The sequence below is a fragment of the Rhizobium croatiense genome (genome assembly GCF_019793465.1).
GTDB lineage: Bacteria > Pseudomonadota > Alphaproteobacteria > Rhizobiales > Rhizobiaceae > Rhizobium > Rhizobium croatiense.
In genome coordinates, this window is the sequence record NZ_JAILYJ010000031.1 from 1 (window position 1) to 18,879 (window position 18,879).

The window sequence follows — 18,879 nt, forward strand, 5'->3', positions numbered from 1 at the left end:
CTTCGTTTCTAGGCGCCTGCACCGGGCGGAATTCTTCATGCGGCGTATTGTCGATCGCCGGTTCCCGCTCGCCGCCAGATAGAAGGAAATAGAGGACCACAGCAACGCCGGCGATTGCCGCCACCACGGCGATTGGCCGCATCAACCCAACCCCGGAGCGCCTTACCTGACCGCCGATCGCGGTGTCGTTGTCTATCGAATGATAGTTCGGATCAGACATCGTGCCTCCCTATCGTGATTTTGATGGTGAGCCAGCATCTGACGAGCCGAGCCGCTTCGGCGCCACGGCACCCTCGATCGGCGCCGGCACATCGGCGGGCGCGGTCCTGAGATTGAATAGGCAGGTCTCGTTCTCGGTACCGTAACGAAGCGTCCACTGTCGCGAGACCGTGTCGATGACGATGTAGTCGGCCTCACGGCGGTAATTGACGAGGCTCTCTCGCCGCTTGTTATCGACAATGAAGATCGCCGGCACGTCGCCGGTGAACTTCATGAAGGTCTTCAAACCGTCATCGAACACCCACAAGGGCTTGGCGGCATCGCTGCCCTTGAAGCCATAGTCGTAATTGACCTTGTCGCGGCGGATATTTTTGATGTTGGGATTGCGCTCTGCATCCTGCGCCTGTTTCCACATTTCGGCCGTGCCTTTCAGCCCGGCGTCTTCCGGATAAATGAAGCGCAGCTTGAAGGTCTGGTTCTGAATGGACTTGCTGTCATTGACCTCAAGATCAAACGAGTAGGTTCGTTTCGTCGTCACCACGGAGAGGTTTGTCGGCGCGTCTTTTTCCATCGGCTTCAGGGTGAGCGAGCGCCGGTCGGCCGAAGTCAAGATCTGCCAGGAAACCGTGTCCCCCGCGACCACCTGGGTAACCTCTTCGTCCGCACCGAAGAGGATGGTCGTTACCATCCCGTAGGTCCCGGTGACGACGAAGACCTGTTCGGCAGAATAGGGCAAGGTCCGCACGCGTGGATCGAGCCTGCCCGGCCGGGCGGTCAATTCCGCATGAACCGAAGATGCCGTCAGCAGCAGTGACAGCATTATTCCGATCCTGACCCGCCTCATGGGATGAGCCCCGAAGGCATTGTCTCGGGAACCTTGACGTATTCGGTGACGACAAAGCCGAGGGGGTTATAAAGCCGGACCCGGTTGCTGGCGGGGAGATTGATCTGGCGGTAGCGGATCGTCGCCGACCAGCGGTTCACAACATCGCCGCCGCGGCGCCTTTCCCGGGTCTCGAAGCGCACCGACATTGTGGTGGTGTTGAGCGGATTGACGGACAGGATTTCGGGTCGAATCTCCCCCGTGGTTCCCATGGTCTTGACCGGACCTCTCGGATTGGAGGGATTCATCCACTCCGAATAGTCCTTGAAGGCTGGTGAATCGGGGTCCGACCAGAGAGCAATCATGTCGAAGTTTTCCGACAGATAGCGCGGATCATAGGTCTCGCGGCGGATGACATAATTGCCGACGAACGAGGCGCGGACAGCCTGGATTTCCGAAACGTTCGACCGGTCCTTGTCGAGTGTCGTCACCGTCTCCATGTAGCCGGTGTTCCTGTCGACAATGAGCGGCACGACCTCGGTGCGCACCAGTGGAAAGAGCTGCGCGACAGAAAAGGACAGAACGCCGGCGACGATCCAACCCGCCACCGCAAAGACCAGCAGGATGAGACCGATCAGAGTGCGCAGCGAGCGGTTCTTCTCGCCCCAGGAGAGGTGCTGATCGTAGATCTCTTGTGGTCCCGGCGCACGATCGGCTGGCGCCGCTTTCAATTGCCTTTTGAACAATGCCAAGTTTCAAACCTCGACGTCGCAATGATTAAAATCGCTGATCCTTGCCGCCTCCGCATTATTCGCTGTTGCGGCGGCGATTGGTGAGCATTCGACCCAGCGCGCCGACGCCAGCGACACTGCCGCGGCCAGCAAGTGCCGCAGCCGTGACGGCGCCCCTCGGTCCGGCAAGTGTGCCGAGCGCTATCGCTGCGGCCTGGCCCGCACGGGAATCACTGGAGGAGAGCCGCCGGCGTGCGGTATTGTAGGCGGTATCCACGCCACCCCCGCCCGGAACGCCAGAGAAGGCTGCCCCGTAGGCAAAGCTCCGCGCGAAATCCGGCACCTGGAAGATGAAATAGGAGATCAGCGCGAGATAGAGCACCATGGCGAGCACGATCGCCAGTGCGTTCTCCTTGGTGGCCATGTCACCGTTGATCGTGTCCATCATGCCGATCAGAAAGCCGAACGACAGGCCGGCCATGATATAGGTGAAGAGCAGCATGAACATCCCGTAGGCAACGCCCCTCACCCAGGCGTCGAAGACAAAGCGGCTGATGCCAAAGAAATAGCAGAGGATGGCGATCGGACCGATGGCGAGCATGACGGCAGTGATCATCTTGGCAAACAGCGTGACGCCGGTGAGGATCAGCAGCATCGGCAGGAGGCCGAAGACCAGAACGATGAAGACGACGACGGCGCCCGTCACATTCGGTAGCCATCCGGACTCGTAGGAATTGAAGAGCTGCATGGCAAAGTCGTAAACCTTCCGCGCCATGCTCGCGACTTGCTGGGCGATGTCCGCGCCGGCCGATTGACCGCCCATCGCCGAGGATATCGCCGATCCGAGATCCTGCGGCGCTGACAGCACGAACTGTCCGATATTGTCGTAGAAGAGCGCCCAGGACATGATGAGAGTATAGGCAAGCGTGATCTTGAAGGCGGTGATCGCCATGTCCTGAAGGGAAACGCTCGATAGCCCGAGCGCGCCCCAAAGGAAGTAGAGGATCAGGAAGATCGCCAGGATGGCGGAAACAAGGTTTCTGTTTTCGGCAAACAGCCCCCAGGCCCGTTCCAGCGACGCCTCGTTGATCTTGTCGAAATATCGAAGCGCATCGCCATAGAAGTTTATCGCATAGCTGACGGGATCCATGTCTCATCCTGGAAATTGTTGACCGGTCGCATCGGACCGCAATCGTCTTTGACGGCGCCCGCGAGCGCATTCTCAGCGGCGGTGGTCGTGGGCTCGGATACGAAGCCGAGGGCCGGGACTGGATTGTCGTCGGCCGAGCATTTGGCGAGCTGCTCATATTTTCCGGCGCAACCGACGAGCACCGCACCGATCAGCCCCAACACAAGAACTGCCCTCACTGGTTCTGATCCTCGAATGCCTTCAGCTGATCGCGAACAGACGTCCCCTGCGGCGCCGTTCCCCCGTCTCGCATGACGCTGTCGGGAAGCGGAGCGAAGGTCTTGAGGTTCTGCGACGAGGTTGCAAGGGCGGCTTTATATTGCTGGTTCAGCAGCATGACCTGGTTGTTGAGCGAGCCGACGGCTTCGTTGGCGGTCTGATTGCCCTGCAGCACCATTTGGGTATTCTGCTCCAACGCCCCCTTCAGGTCCTTCGCCGTCCCGATCTGTTGGGTAGCCTGCATGAACGAATTCTGCCGGTCCTTGGTGGCACTGTTCATCGCGTCGGTCAGCGCAGTCAGAGTTGTCAGCGCGTTGATCCCTTGGGAATAGGCCTGGTTGGCGCCGGAGAGCTCGCCGCCCTTGACGGTATCGACCACCATCTTCACGAGGTTGAGGCCATTGATCAGCTTGGCCGCCGTATTCTGGAATTGACCGCCAATGCCTCCGAACACCGCCGCGTTGCTCGACAACACCGTGTTGAAATCCGGCGCCTGTCCCATGGTGAAGCCATTGCCGGTCGCGAGCTTGGCAAACTGGCTCGCATCCTGCGTTCGGTCGCCAGTGATCGCCGCCAAGGTCTTCGTCGTGTTGTCCTTGACGACTGACGTGTCCTGCTGGATCTCCGAAGAAAGCCGTTTAATCTCTTCGCTGATCGAGATGTTTTCCGAGTCCTTAACGGGGACTTGTGCATAGGCCTGAGGGACGGAAACGATGGCGAGCGCCGCTGCGATCACTGCTGTCTTCATGTGTCTAACCTCTCCTGTTCTCAGTTTGACGTCGGCCTGGAATCGACGACCGTGACGAGGCCGAGTGCGGGATCCTGCAACGCCGTGAAGGTCGCGACCGCCCCATTTGCATATGCCTGTTCCTGCAGGTCGGACAGCCAGTGCTGGATCTGTTCTGTGGTGGCGTTGGACGGAACAGCGAAGCAACGCGTGCCGCCGGTGTCGATGATGTTGGTCGGGCACCGGATCTCGGCCATGACAAGTGAGCCGTCATGGTCTTTCGAATTTCCTCCACCACTGCCACGAAGGCTTGCCGAGGACGATTGCAGGCCAGACTGAAGGCGCTGCAGATACTGCTGGTTCGCAGCGAGAGACTTTCCAAGCAGCTCGTTCCAAACCGAACCGCGTTCGATCTGCGCTTGAGTGTTTCGGTCGACCGCCTTCTTCAGCTGCTCGCCGCAGCCATTAGCGTAGCTCGCGGTTTCTGGCTCGGCTGTACCCTCCGACGGGGTGTTATCACCGTTCTGGGCCTTGTTACGAGCATAGTAGGCGGAGACCTTTTTGACGTAGTCCTGCGTCTCGGGGATGTTGGGGATCTGACCGTTCTGCAGCGACTGCCGATACGGCCCGGCATTGTAGCCGGCGGCGATCAGATCATAGCGGTCACCGAACATTCCCTGGAGCTGCTTGAGGTATTTGACGCCGCCGCGAATATTGTCGCGCGTGTCGTAGGGGTTGACGCCGAGCTGCGCGGCGGTCCCCGGCATCAGCTGCATGACACCGGTGGCGCCGACCGCCGAGCGCGCCGACTGGCGGAAGCGCGACTCCTGCTCGGCGATCGCCATCGCGAAGTTCGGATCGACGCCCTGCCGGATTGCCTCCTGTTGCACCATGCTGGCGACTTCCTGCTGGCTTGGTGTCCGTGACGACGGCGCTGCGGGCGCAGTGTCTCCCGCCATGCCGTCGGCCGAGCAATCGGCCGGTGCGCCCGAGCCCTGACCAGGCGCGACGCTATCGGTCGTTCCGCCCGAGGCGCCTTTGACCTTCCGAGTATCTGCCTGATAGGACTGATACCAGTTCTCGGTCTCCTGCTGGATCTTCTGGCGCGCCTGGTCAATGACCGGAACCTGCGCATAGCTTGTGCCGACGGGAAAGACGAGAGCCAAGGCCAAGACGCCGGCCGCCGCTCCCTCAAGGTGCGTTGCGTGCGTCATCGACCGTCACCTCATCCCAGTCGCAGAATTTTGAGAGCCAGTTCTTTGGATCGTCGCCGTACTCGTCGAGCAACATTTCGACTTCGCGCACCGTCTCCTCGCGGCCCGAGAGCACCTTGATGAACTCCGGCATGTGGGACATGTCGACGCGAGCGATCACGCTGCTCTTTGCCTGTTTGATCAGCATGAAACGCGAACTCGGGTCGCCGTTCTTGACCCAGTCGAATTCTGCTCGCGAGAGGCCGAAATGCTCCATGTAGGAGTGTTCGTCAGCCTTCGGATTGGCGAAGAAGATATTGGTCGACGTCTGTTCGATGATCGTGCGGCTGACACTCGAACGTACTACATCGTCTGCCGACTGCGTCCCGAAGATGACGAGACCGTTTCGCTTTCGGATGGTCTTGAAATAGTCCTTCATGGTCCGCTTGAACTCGTCGTCATCGAGCAGCTTCCAGGCCTCGTCCATCAGATTGATGATCGGCGCCTTGCCGTCGTAGATCGCGTCCAAGCGGTGGAACATGTAGAGAAGGGCTGCGGTGCGTACCGTCGGATCATCAAGGATCGACGTCATGTCGAAGCCGATCATCGGTCGCGAGATATCGAGATCGTCGGCAGCGTTGTCGAAGAGCCAGGCGTAGGGTCCCTTGTCAACCCATTTGTCGAGCCGGGCGATCAGGCTGCCCTCGGTCCGCTCGCTGCCAGCGAGAAGCGCCCGCAGCGACGAAAGACGGCGATACGACCTGTCCTTCGTCTTGAGGACCGACTTGATCGCGTTGCGAATGATCGCTTCTTCCTGCGGCGTCAGGCTTTCGCCCTCTTTGGAAGGTTTCAGCATGAAGCTCAGGAGCCCGTAAAGGAAAACGCGGTTCTCCTCGGTGTCGTCGAGTAGCAGCGGGTTCCATCCCGACGGCTGGCCGGGCTCCAGCGACATGTAGGTTCCGCCTGCCGCGCGCACCATGATGTCGAGACCACGGTCCTTGTCGAAGACGATCGTCTTCAGCCGCGGGCTGACGCGATAGGCCTGCAGGATCAGGAAGGCCATGATGACGGTCTTGCCCGAACCGGTCGGGCCGAAGACTGTCGTGTGCCCAACGTCGCCCTGGTGGAAGTTGAAGAAGAAGGGCGTGCCCGACGTCGTCTCGAAGATCGTGATCGCCGGCCCCCAGTGGTTGCCGTCAGGCTTGCCGTATGGATAGGCGTGAAAGCTGCTCAAACCGGCGCAGTTCAGCGTGGAGATCAGGGCTCGCCGGGCGATATAGGCCTGATTGCCGGGCAGTTGCGCCCAGTAGGCCGGCTCCGCATTCAGGTCTTCGCGGACATAGGAGGCGCCGAGCGCGCCAAGTTCGTTGCCGATCAGCGCCACGGCATCGTCAAGCTGGGCGATGGTTTTGGCGACCGGCATCACCGTGAGATGATGTTCGGTGAAGGCAACCCGCTTGCGGGCAAGTTCGTCCCGGGCAATGTCGAGATTGGCCTGGACACTCGAGCCACCTTCGTCCGCCTTCGACATCTGCCGGTCCAGCCGTTCGATCCGGCTGCGCGCCGCCATATCGTCGACAAAGGACATCGATTGCGTCAGCACCAACTCAAATGGCAGCTTGAGGATATAGTCGAGCATGCCGGCGCCGGTCTCTGGCGGATATTCCTTGAGCGAGACCATCGCCGCGTAGCGATCGTCGTCCAGTACGTCGCCCTGTAGGTGGATGATGCGGTTACCGATCGACGTTCGGCGCGCCGGCAGCATCTCATCGATCGGGATGTTTCCAAGCCGGATCGGCCGGACGCGTCCGCCATTCAGCAGTGTGTAGAAAAATTCGCATTGTTCGGAGAACCAAATTTTCCGCGCGGCTTCGTCGACGACCATATCTTCAGAGACATCGCGGAAGACTTTCCTGTTCTCGCCGAGGTCAGCTTGTACGCGTTGCACGTCGCGAAGAACCTTCGGTCCGTAGACGGAAAGCGACTTCTCCAGCGCTCGTGTTGCCTCGACCAGCTTGTCGCGCATCGCGCGGAACTGTTCCTTGCGCACGATCGTGCCGCCTGCGCCCATGAGGCGTGAGAGCGCGGATCCCTTCCGGAACATGGGGCGCACGACCAGCGAGACATAAGTGTCGTTCACGAACATCTCGTTCTTCGAGATGCTCGACTGATAGACGTGATCGAGGCGCTCCATAAAGGGATCGGCGAAGGCCGACGGCAACGACGGCGCAACCTTGCGCCTGATCACGTGGGTATAAAGTGCGAAGCTGCCGATCGAGGAGATCGCACGGAAGGCGGCATTGCGCTGCCGCTGCAGCATATTGATCGTTTCGATATCCGCCGTCTCGAAGGAGAAGCCGGTGAGCTTCAGCGTCGAGACGAGGCAGTCGTTCTTCAGGCGGATGATGCCGTTTTCGATCGGGACGTAGAAAGGAACATGCGTCGCCACATTGCGGTCTGCAAAGATCTCCCAACCCTTCGACAGACTGCCTCTCAGCGATCTCGCCATCGTGTTCATCGCTTACACTCCGTAGGTTCTGACGCCGCCACCGAGCTTCCGGCCAAGGGGGTTGATACCGCACATGCTGAGACGCCCGACGATGTCGAAAAACCAGAGATCGAGCTTGACGGTGAGCACGTATAGAATGCTGTGGAGGACGATGAATGAGGCGGGAAACCAGAGAATGGATCCCAGGATCATGAACACCATCAGCGAAACAAAACATTCCGCCAGGAAGTAGGTGTACGGAATTCCCATCACCGTCGGCGGTCGTGTGAGAGCCAATATGACGGGATGGGATTCGATATATTCGTCGCCACCGTCGGCGATGTTCCCTGCTCCCGCCATGGCTTAAGACCCGCTGCCAGCAAGAAAGTCGACGAGCTCGGCAGCGGCAAACATGCCGGCAAGGCTCCCTCCAACCCGAAGCAGGGCTCCCCAGGACCAGTAGCCGAAGGCTGCGGCGAGGAACATGCCGATAAAGGCGATCGCTCCGACCGATCGGCCGAACGGGCCGGTAAAGAACTGCACGAGGCGGTCGGCGGCGTTTTGCAGGGCGTCGAGGTTCTGCGCCGCCGCCGGCTCGTACTGGCTGACGAGCATAATCAGGCTCGCGGCAAGCACGATCGCGGCGTTTCCGACCCATTTCCTTTTGGCCATTGAGGACCAAGCTACGCTGCCATAGAGAACGGCCGTCTGGACTGCCAACACGATGGGATTCATTGAGACACCTCTTCCTTGACAATTTTGACCGGCCCGCCAGCATCATTCTGAGCCTCATCACGCTGAGGACGGACGTCTGACGGGGACGGAGTTGCAACAGAGAACACAAGCATGGGGGATTTGGCCCGGTCGGCACGCCCGGTGCTGCGGGGCGCCGAAGTTAGACCTTTGGGCCGGAGAACCGGGGTGGCTGCTGTGCCGGTATAGTATCCGACGACACGGGTGACGTAGTCGGCGGTCTCTCGGATCAATGGCAGGGAATGGCGAAGGTCGACATTCGGCTCGCCGGCATTATAAGCGGCGGCGACCAATACAGGATTTCTGTACTTGGCGATCAAGACGCGGAGAAATCGCGTGCCGGCCCGGATGTTCTGCTCCGGATCCGATAGATCGGTTGCACCGAAGGCTTCGCCGATCTGTGGCATGACCTGCATCAAACCGATGGCGCCCGCGGAGCTCACCAGGTCTGGATCGAACGCGGCATTTTCTGCCCGCATCACAGAAAGCACCCAGTTCGGATCAACCTGCTCCTCACTGGCAACCTTCAATGCAAGGCCGGTATAGTCCGTGGGGACACCGGATAAAAGATCCGGTCGGGCCTGTACTGGTGGCTCGCTGACATTGATATGAGGTGCGGTTGCCGGCTCGGCGAGCTCGGGAACGGCTGTTGCCTGCTCAAACGGGTAGACGCTGACCAGCGAATGCACAGCGCGTCCCCGCCGGTCATTGGTGGTCCCCGCCGCTGATCCTGATGATAGCCCCGCCTCGTCACTAAAACCTTCGGTGAACTCCGACGAGCGAGCACTGATCCAAATCGCTTCATTGACCGGCCCGCTGAATCGCTCGTTGAAGTTGGCAGAATCGATCGTTGGGATATCCCGCGTTGAAGTAGCAAAGGTGGAAAGCTCCGGATTTGGCGGAACGGCCGCCACCTCGTCGGCCATCAACTCCAACCGGTTGGCAGTGTGCCCGACGTGCGTCGACTTTCCCGAGACGATGTAATCGCTGCTGTCATCGGGGCCGGAGGCGAAACCGGTGAGCAGAAAAGCCGACGTTCCGGCGAGCCAAAGCACGCTCCGCGAGGATATCTTGTGCGGTCTGTTCACAGGCGAAAGCGGAACGCTATCCATGGCTGAACCAATGCAAAATTATACTGCGGTATAAGATTTTGAACCGCATTCAGCCGTGGAAATCAACCCTAAACTTTAACTGGAGTATAATTGATGCATCGCCGCACCGCGTCAGAAGACGGGCTTCCTCAAGAGAATCAGTCCCTTAGCCGTGACCATTTATCCGGGGTCCACCGATACTGAAGCTGTTCGCGGTCTCCCAAAATGCGAGCAAGACGGACGGCGGTACCGCCCTTTACCAATACCGAACCGGCGTTGGCGCCCGAAGCACTCACAGAGATTCGGCACACGAAATTAGGCAACTCCTTCTGTATCCTCTCCACCGGATAACAGGACTCGACCTGGTAGCGCCCGCCATCAAGTCCGATCGATAAACCCCTGTCTTGGACGGGGCCAAGACGTTGGCGTCCGAAGTCGGTTCCATATTGAAGTTGGCACTCGATGATGTTGCTGGAATAGGCTTTGCAGGCTGCAAGGCTGAGATACGCGTACGGCACTGGCGGCTGTGGTCGCGGGCGTTCAATCCGGTGACCACATCCTGCCAGTGCCAACATTGCTGCCAGAGATCCGAAGAACTTCGTAAAAGTCCGCATGGTGCTACCTTCTAGCTTGCCTGCCGATAGCCGGCATGTTCGAGGGCTTCGAGAAAAAGATCGCGGGCGAGCGCGCAATAGGGTGATGATGCCTGAGCCAGGTGAAGCTGGGTGAGCACCAGTCCGAGATCGGAAACGGTAGCCACGACGTCCTTCAAGTCTCTGTTGAACGCGTCCCGCAACATCTCGCGGCCACCGTGGCCTTTGACAACGATCGCGTAGTCGTCACGCGCGATGCTGTGCCACATCTCAATTATGCCTGTCTCGCCGATTGCGCTTTCCGTGTCGCAGATGAGCAGGAGCGCGTAATCCGGATCGCGCATCGCGCTTTCCTCTATAGAGGTGTCCCCACGAAATTCCGTCAGCACCACCTCAGAGGCAAAGAGCATCAAGCGCTCGTTCACCAGAAGGCGCTTCCTCCCAAGCCGAACAAAGGCGTTCATGACGGCGGAGCGGATTGCTGCGGGTGGAAGATTTTCCGCGCAGTGTTCGCAGATCGATGTCAGTTGGCCGTTCACGAAGGCGAAGGTGCTATGGAAGCGGTTGACGACGGATCGCTCGACATGTTCGGTCTGACCGCCTAGCGCCTCGACGACTGCGAAGGCATCAAGTGTTCTGCGCGGTTTCGCGAGTATATCGCTTTCCGGCTCAGACCCGGCGTCCCCCACCAGGCTTGAAGGGCCAACGACAACAGCTGCGGACCGTGTCTGTGCACCACAGTCAGGGCAGTTCGCAGTGAACGGCACCATGTACCATTCCTTCGTCAGGAGGGATCGATTGTGTATCAGAGCCAAACCTTATTCTTGAAAGACGGAGTACCGGCCCGGCCCGCAGCCTAGACCAAATTACCAACTTATACTCCGGTATAATTTATCAGCAGCAATTGGCTTGCTCAAGCGGGAAAAGACGAGGGAGCCGGGCGTGGGATTCCGAAGAGGATTCGGTGATCACGCTGCTCCGCTGACGCGAACGGTTGTGATAGAGGCTTTGTCGCAGTCTTGTTTGTTGCGATAACCGCAGCGAGCACGACTGCGAACACAAATTGCCAATTGAGGGCTTATCCGCAAAGGTGGAGGCCGCCTGGTCACGCTTTCACCGTTTTGCCAGACGGGTGCATCACTCATTCACCGATGCGCCGGATCGCTCAATAGCCCGTTCCCGGAATGACCTGTTCGCTGATTCGCCCAATCGCGCGTGCACGCAACCACCCATTCGGCGATTTGCGCAATCACCAATACACCGATTAACGGGATCGCCTGAACTCCCATTCGCCAGATCGGTGTCGCACCGTTTCACTTATTTGCTGGCTGACCGATCTGCCGTTTCACCCAACTGCTCATTCACTGGTTCACTCATTCGCCGACCTCCCGATACGCTCAAACGGCGATTCACCTACTTGCGTATACGCGCAGTCGCCTATTCGCACATTCGCAGGTCCGTCGAATCGACTATCCACCGATCGGCGGATTCGCCCATTCGCTGATGAGCGAAAACGCCTGACCGCCGAGATGCCGCTGCATTTCACGGCGGCCGAGTCCGCTCCGGGGCCTCCCCATTCTGCCGACCCGACGTCTCTCCCTCATGGCCTTGTTACGTCTGAAAAATGAAAGACCGGGAAACCCGTCGCTCGCCTCTGAGGCGACTCGCCCCTCGGGCGACGGCTATTGGTATACCAATAGCCTATCCTGCCATCTCCAACCAAATCGGCCTGGCCACCGTGCCCGAGGCGCCAATGCTGTTGCGAGTCGCCAGACAAAGCAACAGCGATCATAGGCTCAGGCCTGTGATCCGCGCCGGAGGAACAGCGCGGTGTCCAGGCCGATTTGGTTGGAGATGCTGATGCGAGCCGTCGTCGTGAGGTGCCGGGATGTCCGTGACTGAAGGGAACGGACATCGATGGCACGCGAACGATGAGACGGCGAGCGCGCCGCAGGAGAGGACGATCATCTGGAGCGAATGCCCGAAGCATGAGGGCGTAGCGCAAGTGATCCTCCTCTCCGTCTTGAGGCGGCAAGTCTCTCCCCTCAAGACCGCGCGGCTGGCTCGATGCCGGTAAGCGATCAAGCCAACAAAAGAGGCCAGAGACGGCCGAAGCCGCCCCTCGCCAGCGGTCAACCATAGATGACGCGTGCGATGCTGATGGCGATGTCCGCCTCGCTGCGGATCGCGCGCACGATCGGGGCGAGCGTGCCCAGCTCCTCATCGGTGAGGGCCACAAGCCTCGGATAGCTGACCTCGATGCCGTCGCAATCGGCCGAGAGCGCATTGTGCCAATCGCCGCCGTTCAGACGGTACTCGTTCGTGTCGAAGTCGATTTCGAGGTCGTCGAGCAAAGTGATCCGGAAACGGGCAAAGCATTCCTTCTCGCCGTGAAGCTGGAAAGCGGCGAGGCCTTCCTCGTCCGGCTCGCTGGCAAGTTGGCGCTCCAGCGCCGATATGGATCGCAGCCGCGCAATTGCCGCTGCCAGCCCTTCGGCGAGCTCGTTGTGCAGTTCCAGCAAGAATTCGTCCTCGCAACCGATGCGATTTGCGAGCACGGTGAGCCTGAAGCCCGCAAGCACTGCGAGCTGATGGACGTAGTACCAGTCATCGGACATTGTAGTGTCTCCTTTCTGTCTCTGACGAAAGGAGCCCGCACCGTAGCCGCGAGGGGTCAGGGATCGCATCGCGACCGCCAGCGGCGGCAAGCGGAGGAACCGATTTTCTGGCGATGGCCCGAAGGGACGGCGGCTGAAAATGGGAGGGGCCGCGCTGTCCTTGACGCCGGAGTGGCGGGTGCACAATGGGACGTCAGAGAGAGATAGACCACGGCGCCCGGGCGCCGTGCCCATATCCGGCGCCCAGCCGGCTATGCAGCATATCATCGCCCACGGTCGCGGAAATTTCGCGCCACCGGTGCGGCAACGGCGAGAGGGGCGTGACCCGGATGGGCGGAGACCGCTGGCGGGCTCCGTGAGCAAGGCGAGTAGCACCGGCCGCCGCAGGCGGCTCGCCCGGATCGTCAGCCGACAACTCATCATCAGCATGAATCGATCGAAACCAACCGATTCAAATATGTCGTTGGACGCTGAGTCGGCCTTACCCGATTCTCCGGACCATGATTACCCAATCCTACCAGCTCTACGTCGAACGCATCGACGCCAAGAAAAACATGGCCCGCTTTTATGCCATGTCGATCGAACCCAACCTGTTCGGCGAAGCCTGTCTCATCCGGCGATGGGGCCGGATCGGTACTGCAGGCCAAAGGCGGGAGCATCATTTCGCGCGAGAGGAAGAGGCGGTCAGGCTATTCCTTCAGGTTCTGCGAAAGAGACGGTCGCGCGGATACAGGCCGAAACGGCCTGTCCGGCAAGCTGAAACGGCTGACAGATAGCAAAGGGTGCGCCATGGGACAATCCTATCCTCAGGTGGATGGCATGGGATTAAAGACGAGTTGGGAATCCGACCGGGTCCTTCACGCGGGAAATGCGGCTGCTTCCGGTAACTGCCGATGCGAAGCGAAGCTTTGGGTTTGAAGCGCCGGTCGATCCGGCGCGTCAGGCCGCGCGATATGGCGAAAGCCGCCTCAGAAGGGCGGCTCGGCGTCGATGACACCCTCCTGTTCGGCCATGATCACCGCCAGCTCGGCGCAGGCGAGCTCCAGCTCGACTTCGATCTCGTGGCGTTCGTCGCTGTACACAGCATTTCGCAATTCGGCCCGCAGCTCTTCAATGTGTTGTTCCAGAAGCATCGTCGTCTCCTTGACGTTTGTGAAAGACGACGCGCGCGGTCATGGGGGCGTGGCGGGGTCAGGGATCGCGGAACGCGACCGCCAGAGGCGGCGAGTGGGGGTGCCGATTTTGTCGGAGCGCAGGGAACCGGAGCGGAGGCAAAATTGGGGGCACCGCTCGTCCTTGAGGCCGGCATGCCGCCATGGCATCCTCGGACGGACTGAGCAGACATTTCCTCTCCGTATCGCACCGGAACCCGAGGACGGGCTCGATGCCCGGCTTCGGGTTACTGACACGTGATTACGTGAATAACTGTGGAGATCCCGGGCATTCCGCGCCATTTGCCGCAGTGTGTCCATGACAGCTCGGGCCGGTAATGACAGGGATTCTGCATCTGACACGATGCGGAGAGTGAATATGACAACAACCAATGAAATCGCCGACAAGATCGCAAGCGAGCATCGCCTGACCAAGGTTCAGGGCAAGGCCATCGTCGAGGCGGTGATCGCCTCGATCACCGAGGCGGCCGTAGCCGGCAACGAAACGAGCCTCCCCGGTTTCGGCAAATTCAAAGTCAAGGAAACGCCGGAGCGCGAGGCCCGCAATCCTGCGACCGGTGCGACGATCAAGGTTGCTGCCGCCAAGAAGCTTGCATTCACGCCTGCCAAGGCCCTGAAGGATGCGCTGAACAAGTAATATTGCCAGCCAAGCAAAAAAAATAGTCCGGCGTCCTGCCGGGCTATTTCGTTTTCGTTTTGCGTCATTGGGCGGATGTCCCATTGCGAAGATCTTGGATAATCGTGTCACTGACCGCGCGATGGGCTTCGCGGGCATGGTCGTCGAGCAGCTTGTGAAGAATGCCGGATGCCAAGGGTATAAAATCAAACCCGCGTGTGATCGCCGCGGCCCTCAGTTGCGACAGTGTTTCGAACTCCCGGAAGTCCGTACCCAGCCAGAGTTCAAGATTCTCGCCTTCGGCATCCGGAAATGCCTGGAGAAAGAACGTCTGAAGCGGGCGGTCGTAGCCGATGATGGCATCCGGGTCTGAGTGGCGGGATGCGGTTCGGGTGACAGTAATCGTGTAGCGACTCATGGCGGCCTCCTTGGAATGGGGGACGCCGGCCCCGATTGTTTCGGAGCCGGCGGTCCGGTTCAGGCCGGGCTGTTCCAGAGGATGACCTTCTTGCCGGGCTCGCCACCGGGCGCGGGGGCGACGTTACCGAAGATCACGCCGATCTCGGGCGCTTCGAGCTTCGTGGAGATGTATTCCTCGCCGGTCTGGCGGGAGATGCGGTTCCAGCCTGCGCCGATCTCAAAGCCGGTCTTGCGATGGATGATGCGGTAATCGGGGGCTTCTTCGCTCGCCTTGCTGGCGTTCGGGATGAGAGCGATCGGGGCGTTGACCCGGATGGTGGCGAAGACGCCTTCGAGCGAGCCGTCGGTCTTTTCGGTGAGGGTTGCGATCGTGGTAGCCATGGGATTGTCTCCTTCGTTGCATCGGGACCATTCCCGATGGCGCCCGAAGAAGGGGCTGTGCCGCAGGCGTCACCGAAGCTTAAGCGAAGGGGAACCCCCTTGCGGGGTTGACGCTGATCGCGGCCGGTCCCTTAGAAAGGCGACATAAAGAACGGGAATGGTCCTTGATTGCGACGTCGGCAGGAGACCTCGCCTTGGCTCCCCTTTGCGTACCCGCCGAGTGCCACGCTCGTCGATTGCGTCGGTGAGTGTTGGGGTCAACGGATGCTGGCCGCCAATCATCTGACGCGACGCCAGAGATCAGCACCCTCCCGATCCCATCGTCATTGTCAGAAATGGCTTCGGTCGGTGTGGCCCTTGAATTGCCGTGCGCTCTGGCGCGACTGCAGCTCGGTTGGATCGCGATCACAACACCGGCTTGATTGCCGCGCGTCGCTCCCGCCCCGTTGATGTTCAGGAAAATCAGACCCGCCGAAAACACCCGCCAGTCGTCGAGTTGCCTCGTGAGGCCGGCCACCGACGTTGATGGCGCCGACGATGTAGCCGCCGGAGATGTCCGGGATGATGACCGTTTCGATCGTTGCTCAATCGAGGCGGTTGACCCTGCCGGATCGGCCCCGCGCCTCGGCAAACAGTCGGGCGATCTTCACCATGAAGGATTTGCTGAAGCGGCCGAGGACGTCCTGATCGGGCTCGATGTACCAGGAGCGTTCGACGATATCGTAATTGTATTCGTCGGCCATGATCCAGCACTGCTTCAGATCGCTCAAGCCAGCGCGCTTGCGCTCGATGTCCGGGATCTCCAGAGCGGCACGACCCGTCTGCGGCGGTTGCGTGGTGATGGCGAGGAGGGCCAGATGGGTATTCCCATCGGAGGCGCTGCCGATGGCGATGACGACGCAGACCGGGCGCTGCTTGCGGCCCTCGGTTTCGCCGCGCTGTTGCTGCCAGGCCCAAAGGTACGGATAAGATATGACCTCGCCGGGGCGGAATTCATGGCTCATCATCGTAGCCTTCGCCGCGCGCCAGCCGATCGAGCGCCTCGTCGAACAGCTCCGCATGCTCGGCGGGCATTTCGGAGATATGATAGGCGCGGCGGGGGTCGCCGCCCGTGCGCATGCGCTCATAGTGCTCGTAACTCATCAGCACAAAGCGAGGCTTCTTGTGGCGAGTGAGCATGACCGGTTCGCGGCTCGCCGCATCGGTAATATCGCCGATCTGTTTGTTCAGGTCGCCTGTGGTGAACTGCTTCATCGCTATGGTCTCCGGTATGGTTCTCCATATAATCCAATTTTCCCATGTTTTCCATCTTTTACGAATTTCGAGGAAATCGGCGCTTACGCGCCGTCTCCTGAAGCCTGCCAGACCGGAATGCCGAGGCGACGCGCCTTGTCGGCAAGATTACCGGTGATGCCGTTTCCGGGAAAGACCATCAGTCCGGCTGGCATGACCGACAGCATCTCGTCGTTGCGCCGGAATGGCGCGGCCTTCGCATGCTTGGTCCAGTTGGGCTTGAAGGTGATCTGCGTGACCTTGCGGGCTTCCGCCCAGCAGGCGGCGATGCGTTCAGCGCCTTTCGGCGAGCCGCCGTGCAGCAGAACCATGTCGGGATGCTTGGCATGCGCCTGATCGAGCTTGGCCCAGATGCGCTCATGATCGTTATAATCCATGCCACCGGAGAAGGCGATCTTGGTGCCGGCAGGGATCAGCACCTCTGTCTCGGCGCGACGTCGGGCGGAGAGGAAGTCGCGACTGTCGATCATCGCCGCGGTCATGTTGGCGTGGTTGACCTTGGAGCCGCTGCGCGGCCGCCAGGACGATCCAGTCTGCGCCTCGAACAGGTCGGCACTGAAGTCGCGCATGAACTCGAAAGCATTGCGGCGTTCCAGGAGCGTGATGCCCTCGGCGATGAGGCGTTCGAGCTCGACACTCTTCACCTCCGAGCCGTCCTGCTCGCGCTGGCCGGTGCGCTGCGCTTCTTCGTTGCGGTCGAGTTCGCGCTGGATGCGCTCGCCGGCCCGGTGGAAGAGATTGGGGATCGACCAGAGCAGGTCTTCGAGATCGGGCTCCAGCCGGGTGTCGCCGAGCATTTCTGCGAGGGCGTCAAAGATCGTGGTGATCGAAGTCTGGACCTGCGGCTCCTCCGGCAATGGCCGCGGATCGGGCTCGTCCTGGAAGGGACGATAGCCGAAGACCTGCATCTCGTAGATGAAGCGGTCGGTCGGGGAGGATGCGTGGTGGGGCTCGAAGCTGTCATCGGGGTGAAGGATCAGGTCCATGGTGGTCTCCGTCGGTTTGGGCCGCGCCTCTCGCGGCCTGACGGCGAACCCGGTCAAGCGGGGCCGAGGCCGGAACCGCAAGCGAAGTGCCGCGGCCCAGCGAAGCGCCGGGCGGCGGAGGGAGGGTTTCTTGATCCGCGAGGAATGACGGACCGCGCCTGCGGTCTGACAGGGGAAGAAACCTGACCGACCCGCTGAAGGCCCGGAGAACCGCGTGGTAAGGGTCGCCTCTCGGCAGGCCCGCGGGCGCGCGCCCATCCCGAATGAGGCCAATGGACTGCACCTCGCCCAGTACCGCCCGCACCCCTCCCCCAAGCCTCCGACGCGCTTCACGCGGGCAGGTAGGCCATTGCATCTTCCGGAGTGAGTTGAGCCCTGAGGCTTGCGGTCAGCCGGTCCGCCCCCAGCCAGCGCAGATCCTCGTTGAAGTCGCCGAGCTCCGGCGACAGCACCAGCGGCAGGATGCCGCATTCCTGTGCCCTGCGGCTCAAGCCCTCGATCCCATGCCGGCCGGCGGCATCCGCGTCTGCGGCGATATAGATGCGCCGGCAACCGGGCGGGAAGCGGAAGGCGGCAAGGTGATTGGCCGTGAGCGCCGCCACCATCGGCATTCCTGGCATCACGTGTGAGAGCGACAGCATGGTCTCAAGCCCCTCGCCTGCCGCCATGACCGGCACAGGCGCATTGACCGGAAAGCAGAAACGGACGCCATTCCCGAGCAGTCCGCCAAGTGCGCGGCGCGGATCGTCGACCTTGGCCTTGCCGGCGCCGTCGGGATCCAACCAGCTGCGATGAACGCCGGTGATTGCGCCGGCAGGCTCGGTCACGGCTGCGATCAGGGCCGGATAACTGGTGGTCCGGGCGGTCACGAGATCGCGATAATAGCAAGACGGATGGAACCCCAACGCCGCGTGGGTCGATGCCCTCAGGATACCGCGCTTGCGGAGATACGCGTCGGCCAATGTGCCTGCCAATGGCTGTGTCATCCGAAACAGACGCCGGGCGCGTTCAGCCGTGGGCCGCTCGACCGCGGCAGAATTTTGGGCGTGCCTCCTGAGAGACGACACCGGCTCCGGTCGAGGCAGGCTGAGGAACTGGCGGACCTCGTCTGCAACGTCCGGGAAATCGACGAGGCCGCAGGTCTCCCGGACCAGATCGAGCAGATCACCAAATTGGCCGGTCGCCGCATCCGTCCATCGGCCGGCGCGGGGACCGGTCAGATGCACATACAGGGACCGGCCCTTGTTGTTGGCGACATCGCCGACGAGCCAGTAGTTGCCGGCTCGACGACCGGCGGAGAGATAGTGCCGGCAGACCGCCTCCGCGTCCTGCGCGAGACGATCCGCCAGATCCGAGGCAGCTAGCAT

The 18,879-nt window shown here is 60.8% G+C and carries 21 protein-coding genes and 1 pseudogene; 2 read left to right on the top strand and 20 right to left on the bottom strand.

Annotated elements, in window-relative coordinates; all coding sequences use genetic code 11:
* The 13 genes and pseudogenes from K6M89_RS29610 to K6M89_RS29670 form a co-directional block, all read right to left on the bottom strand.
* Nucleotides 1–220, bottom strand: a pseudogene (locus tag K6M89_RS29610) (type IV secretion system protein VirB10); the annotation flags it as partial.
* Nucleotides 221–229: 9 nt separating this feature from the next.
* The gene (locus K6M89_RS29615; RefSeq protein WP_245296777.1) at nucleotides 230–1,039 is read right to left on the bottom strand and encodes a TrbG/VirB9 family P-type conjugative transfer protein; all 810 of its coding nucleotides are present in this window, start codon (nucleotides 1,037–1,039) and stop codon (nucleotides 230–232) included.
* Between the two features lie 20 nt (nucleotides 1,040–1,059).
* Complete coding sequence (locus K6M89_RS29620; RefSeq protein ID WP_222141811.1) at nucleotides 1,060–1,794, bottom strand: VirB8 family type IV secretion system protein; 735 nt, start codon at nucleotides 1,792–1,794, stop codon at nucleotides 1,060–1,062.
* Nucleotides 1,795–1,849: 55 nt separating this feature from the next.
* Nucleotides 1,850–2,923, bottom strand: a complete 1,074-nt coding sequence (locus tag K6M89_RS29625; protein ID WP_221109731.1) for a TrbL/VirB6 family protein — start codon at nucleotides 2,921–2,923, stop codon at nucleotides 1,850–1,852.
* On the bottom strand, nucleotides 2,899–3,141 hold the full coding sequence (locus K6M89_RS29630; RefSeq protein WP_222141812.1) for a hypothetical protein: 243 nt from the start codon (nucleotides 3,139–3,141) through the stop codon (nucleotides 2,899–2,901). Before K6M89_RS29630 ends, K6M89_RS29625 begins: the two co-directional genes overlap by 25 nt.
* Nucleotides 3,138–3,929, bottom strand: a complete 792-nt coding sequence (locus K6M89_RS29635) for a conjugal transfer protein (RefSeq protein WP_222141813.1) — start codon at nucleotides 3,927–3,929, stop codon at nucleotides 3,138–3,140. The genes K6M89_RS29630 and K6M89_RS29635 overlap by 4 nt, the downstream gene beginning before the upstream one ends.
* Before the next feature lie 20 nt (nucleotides 3,930–3,949).
* The gene (locus K6M89_RS29640; RefSeq protein WP_246642725.1) at nucleotides 3,950–5,080 is read right to left on the bottom strand and encodes a lytic transglycosylase domain-containing protein; all 1,131 of its coding nucleotides are present in this window, start codon (nucleotides 5,078–5,080) and stop codon (nucleotides 3,950–3,952) included.
* Between the two features lie 19 nt (nucleotides 5,081–5,099).
* Nucleotides 5,100–7,619: a VirB4 family type IV secretion/conjugal transfer ATPase gene (locus tag K6M89_RS29645; RefSeq protein WP_222141815.1), complete on the bottom strand. Its 2,520-nt coding sequence runs from the start codon at nucleotides 7,617–7,619 to the stop codon at nucleotides 5,100–5,102.
* Nucleotides 7,620–7,622: 3 nt separating this feature from the next.
* Nucleotides 7,623–7,949 carry a VirB3 family type IV secretion system protein gene (locus tag K6M89_RS29650; RefSeq protein WP_221109726.1) on the bottom strand — a complete coding sequence of 109 codons (327 nt, stop codon included), beginning with the start codon at nucleotides 7,947–7,949 and terminating at the stop codon, nucleotides 7,623–7,625.
* 3 nt (nucleotides 7,950–7,952) lie between these two features.
* The gene (locus K6M89_RS29655; protein WP_064696211.1) at nucleotides 7,953–8,324 is read right to left on the bottom strand and encodes a TrbC/VirB2 family protein; all 372 of its coding nucleotides are present in this window, start codon (nucleotides 8,322–8,324) and stop codon (nucleotides 7,953–7,955) included.
* Nucleotides 8,321–9,397, bottom strand: a complete 1,077-nt coding sequence (locus tag K6M89_RS29660; RefSeq protein WP_312038662.1) for a lytic transglycosylase domain-containing protein — start codon at nucleotides 9,395–9,397, stop codon at nucleotides 8,321–8,323. Before K6M89_RS29660 ends, K6M89_RS29655 begins: the two co-directional genes overlap by 4 nt.
* A 661-nt stretch (nucleotides 9,398–10,058) precedes the next feature.
* Nucleotides 10,059–10,796, bottom strand: coding sequence for a hypothetical protein (locus K6M89_RS29665; RefSeq protein WP_246642726.1), 738 nt, complete (start codon nucleotides 10,794–10,796; stop codon nucleotides 10,059–10,061).
* Between the two features lie 1,362 nt (nucleotides 10,797–12,158).
* Nucleotides 12,159–12,644 (bottom strand): hypothetical protein, encoded by a 486-nt coding sequence (locus K6M89_RS29670; RefSeq protein ID WP_112724662.1) that lies wholly within the window; start codon nucleotides 12,642–12,644, stop codon nucleotides 12,159–12,161.
* Between the two features lie 572 nt (nucleotides 12,645–13,216).
* Between K6M89_RS29670 and K6M89_RS29675 the strand changes: the two genes are divergently transcribed.
* Nucleotides 13,217–13,420 (top strand): WGR domain-containing protein, encoded by a 204-nt coding sequence (locus tag K6M89_RS29675; RefSeq protein ID WP_438826592.1) that lies wholly within the window; start codon nucleotides 13,217–13,219, stop codon nucleotides 13,418–13,420.
* A gap of 192 nt (nucleotides 13,421–13,612) precedes the next feature.
* Here the strand turns inward: K6M89_RS29675 and K6M89_RS29680 are convergent, their stop codons facing one another.
* Entirely contained in the window at nucleotides 13,613–13,777 is a 165-nt protein-coding gene (locus K6M89_RS29680; RefSeq protein WP_167358988.1) for a hypothetical protein, read from the bottom strand.
* Between the two features lie 382 nt (nucleotides 13,778–14,159).
* On the opposite strand from K6M89_RS29680, the gene K6M89_RS29685 reads away from it, so the two are divergent.
* The gene (locus K6M89_RS29685) at nucleotides 14,160–14,453 is read left to right on the top strand and encodes an HU family DNA-binding protein (protein ID WP_281428492.1); all 294 of its coding nucleotides are present in this window, start codon (nucleotides 14,160–14,162) and stop codon (nucleotides 14,451–14,453) included.
* Nucleotides 14,454–14,517: 64 nt separating this feature from the next.
* On the opposite strand, the gene K6M89_RS29690 is transcribed toward K6M89_RS29685, so the two are convergent.
* The 6 genes from K6M89_RS29690 to K6M89_RS29715 form a co-directional block, all read right to left on the bottom strand.
* On the bottom strand, nucleotides 14,518–14,850 hold the full coding sequence (locus K6M89_RS29690; protein ID WP_064710305.1) for a hypothetical protein: 333 nt from the start codon (nucleotides 14,848–14,850) through the stop codon (nucleotides 14,518–14,520).
* Nucleotides 14,851–14,909: 59 nt separating this feature from the next.
* On the bottom strand, nucleotides 14,910–15,233 hold the full coding sequence (locus K6M89_RS29695) for a DUF736 domain-containing protein (RefSeq protein WP_064710306.1): 324 nt from the start codon (nucleotides 15,231–15,233) through the stop codon (nucleotides 14,910–14,912).
* Nucleotides 15,234–15,817: 584 nt separating this feature from the next.
* Nucleotides 15,818–16,237 (bottom strand): hypothetical protein, encoded by a 420-nt coding sequence (locus K6M89_RS29700; RefSeq protein WP_112724671.1) that lies wholly within the window; start codon nucleotides 16,235–16,237, stop codon nucleotides 15,818–15,820.
* Entirely contained in the window at nucleotides 16,227–16,487 is a 261-nt protein-coding gene (locus K6M89_RS29705) for a type II toxin-antitoxin system Phd/YefM family antitoxin (protein WP_047622831.1), read from the bottom strand. The genes K6M89_RS29700 and K6M89_RS29705 overlap by 11 nt, the downstream gene beginning before the upstream one ends.
* A gap of 83 nt (nucleotides 16,488–16,570) precedes the next feature.
* Entirely contained in the window at nucleotides 16,571–17,512 is a 942-nt protein-coding gene (locus tag K6M89_RS29710) for a DUF2493 domain-containing protein (RefSeq protein ID WP_064710307.1), read from the bottom strand.
* A 329-nt stretch (nucleotides 17,513–17,841) separates the two neighbouring features.
* On the bottom strand, nucleotides 17,842–18,879 hold the full coding sequence (locus K6M89_RS29715) for a DUF7146 domain-containing protein (RefSeq protein WP_222141819.1): 1,038 nt from the start codon (nucleotides 18,877–18,879) through the stop codon (nucleotides 17,842–17,844).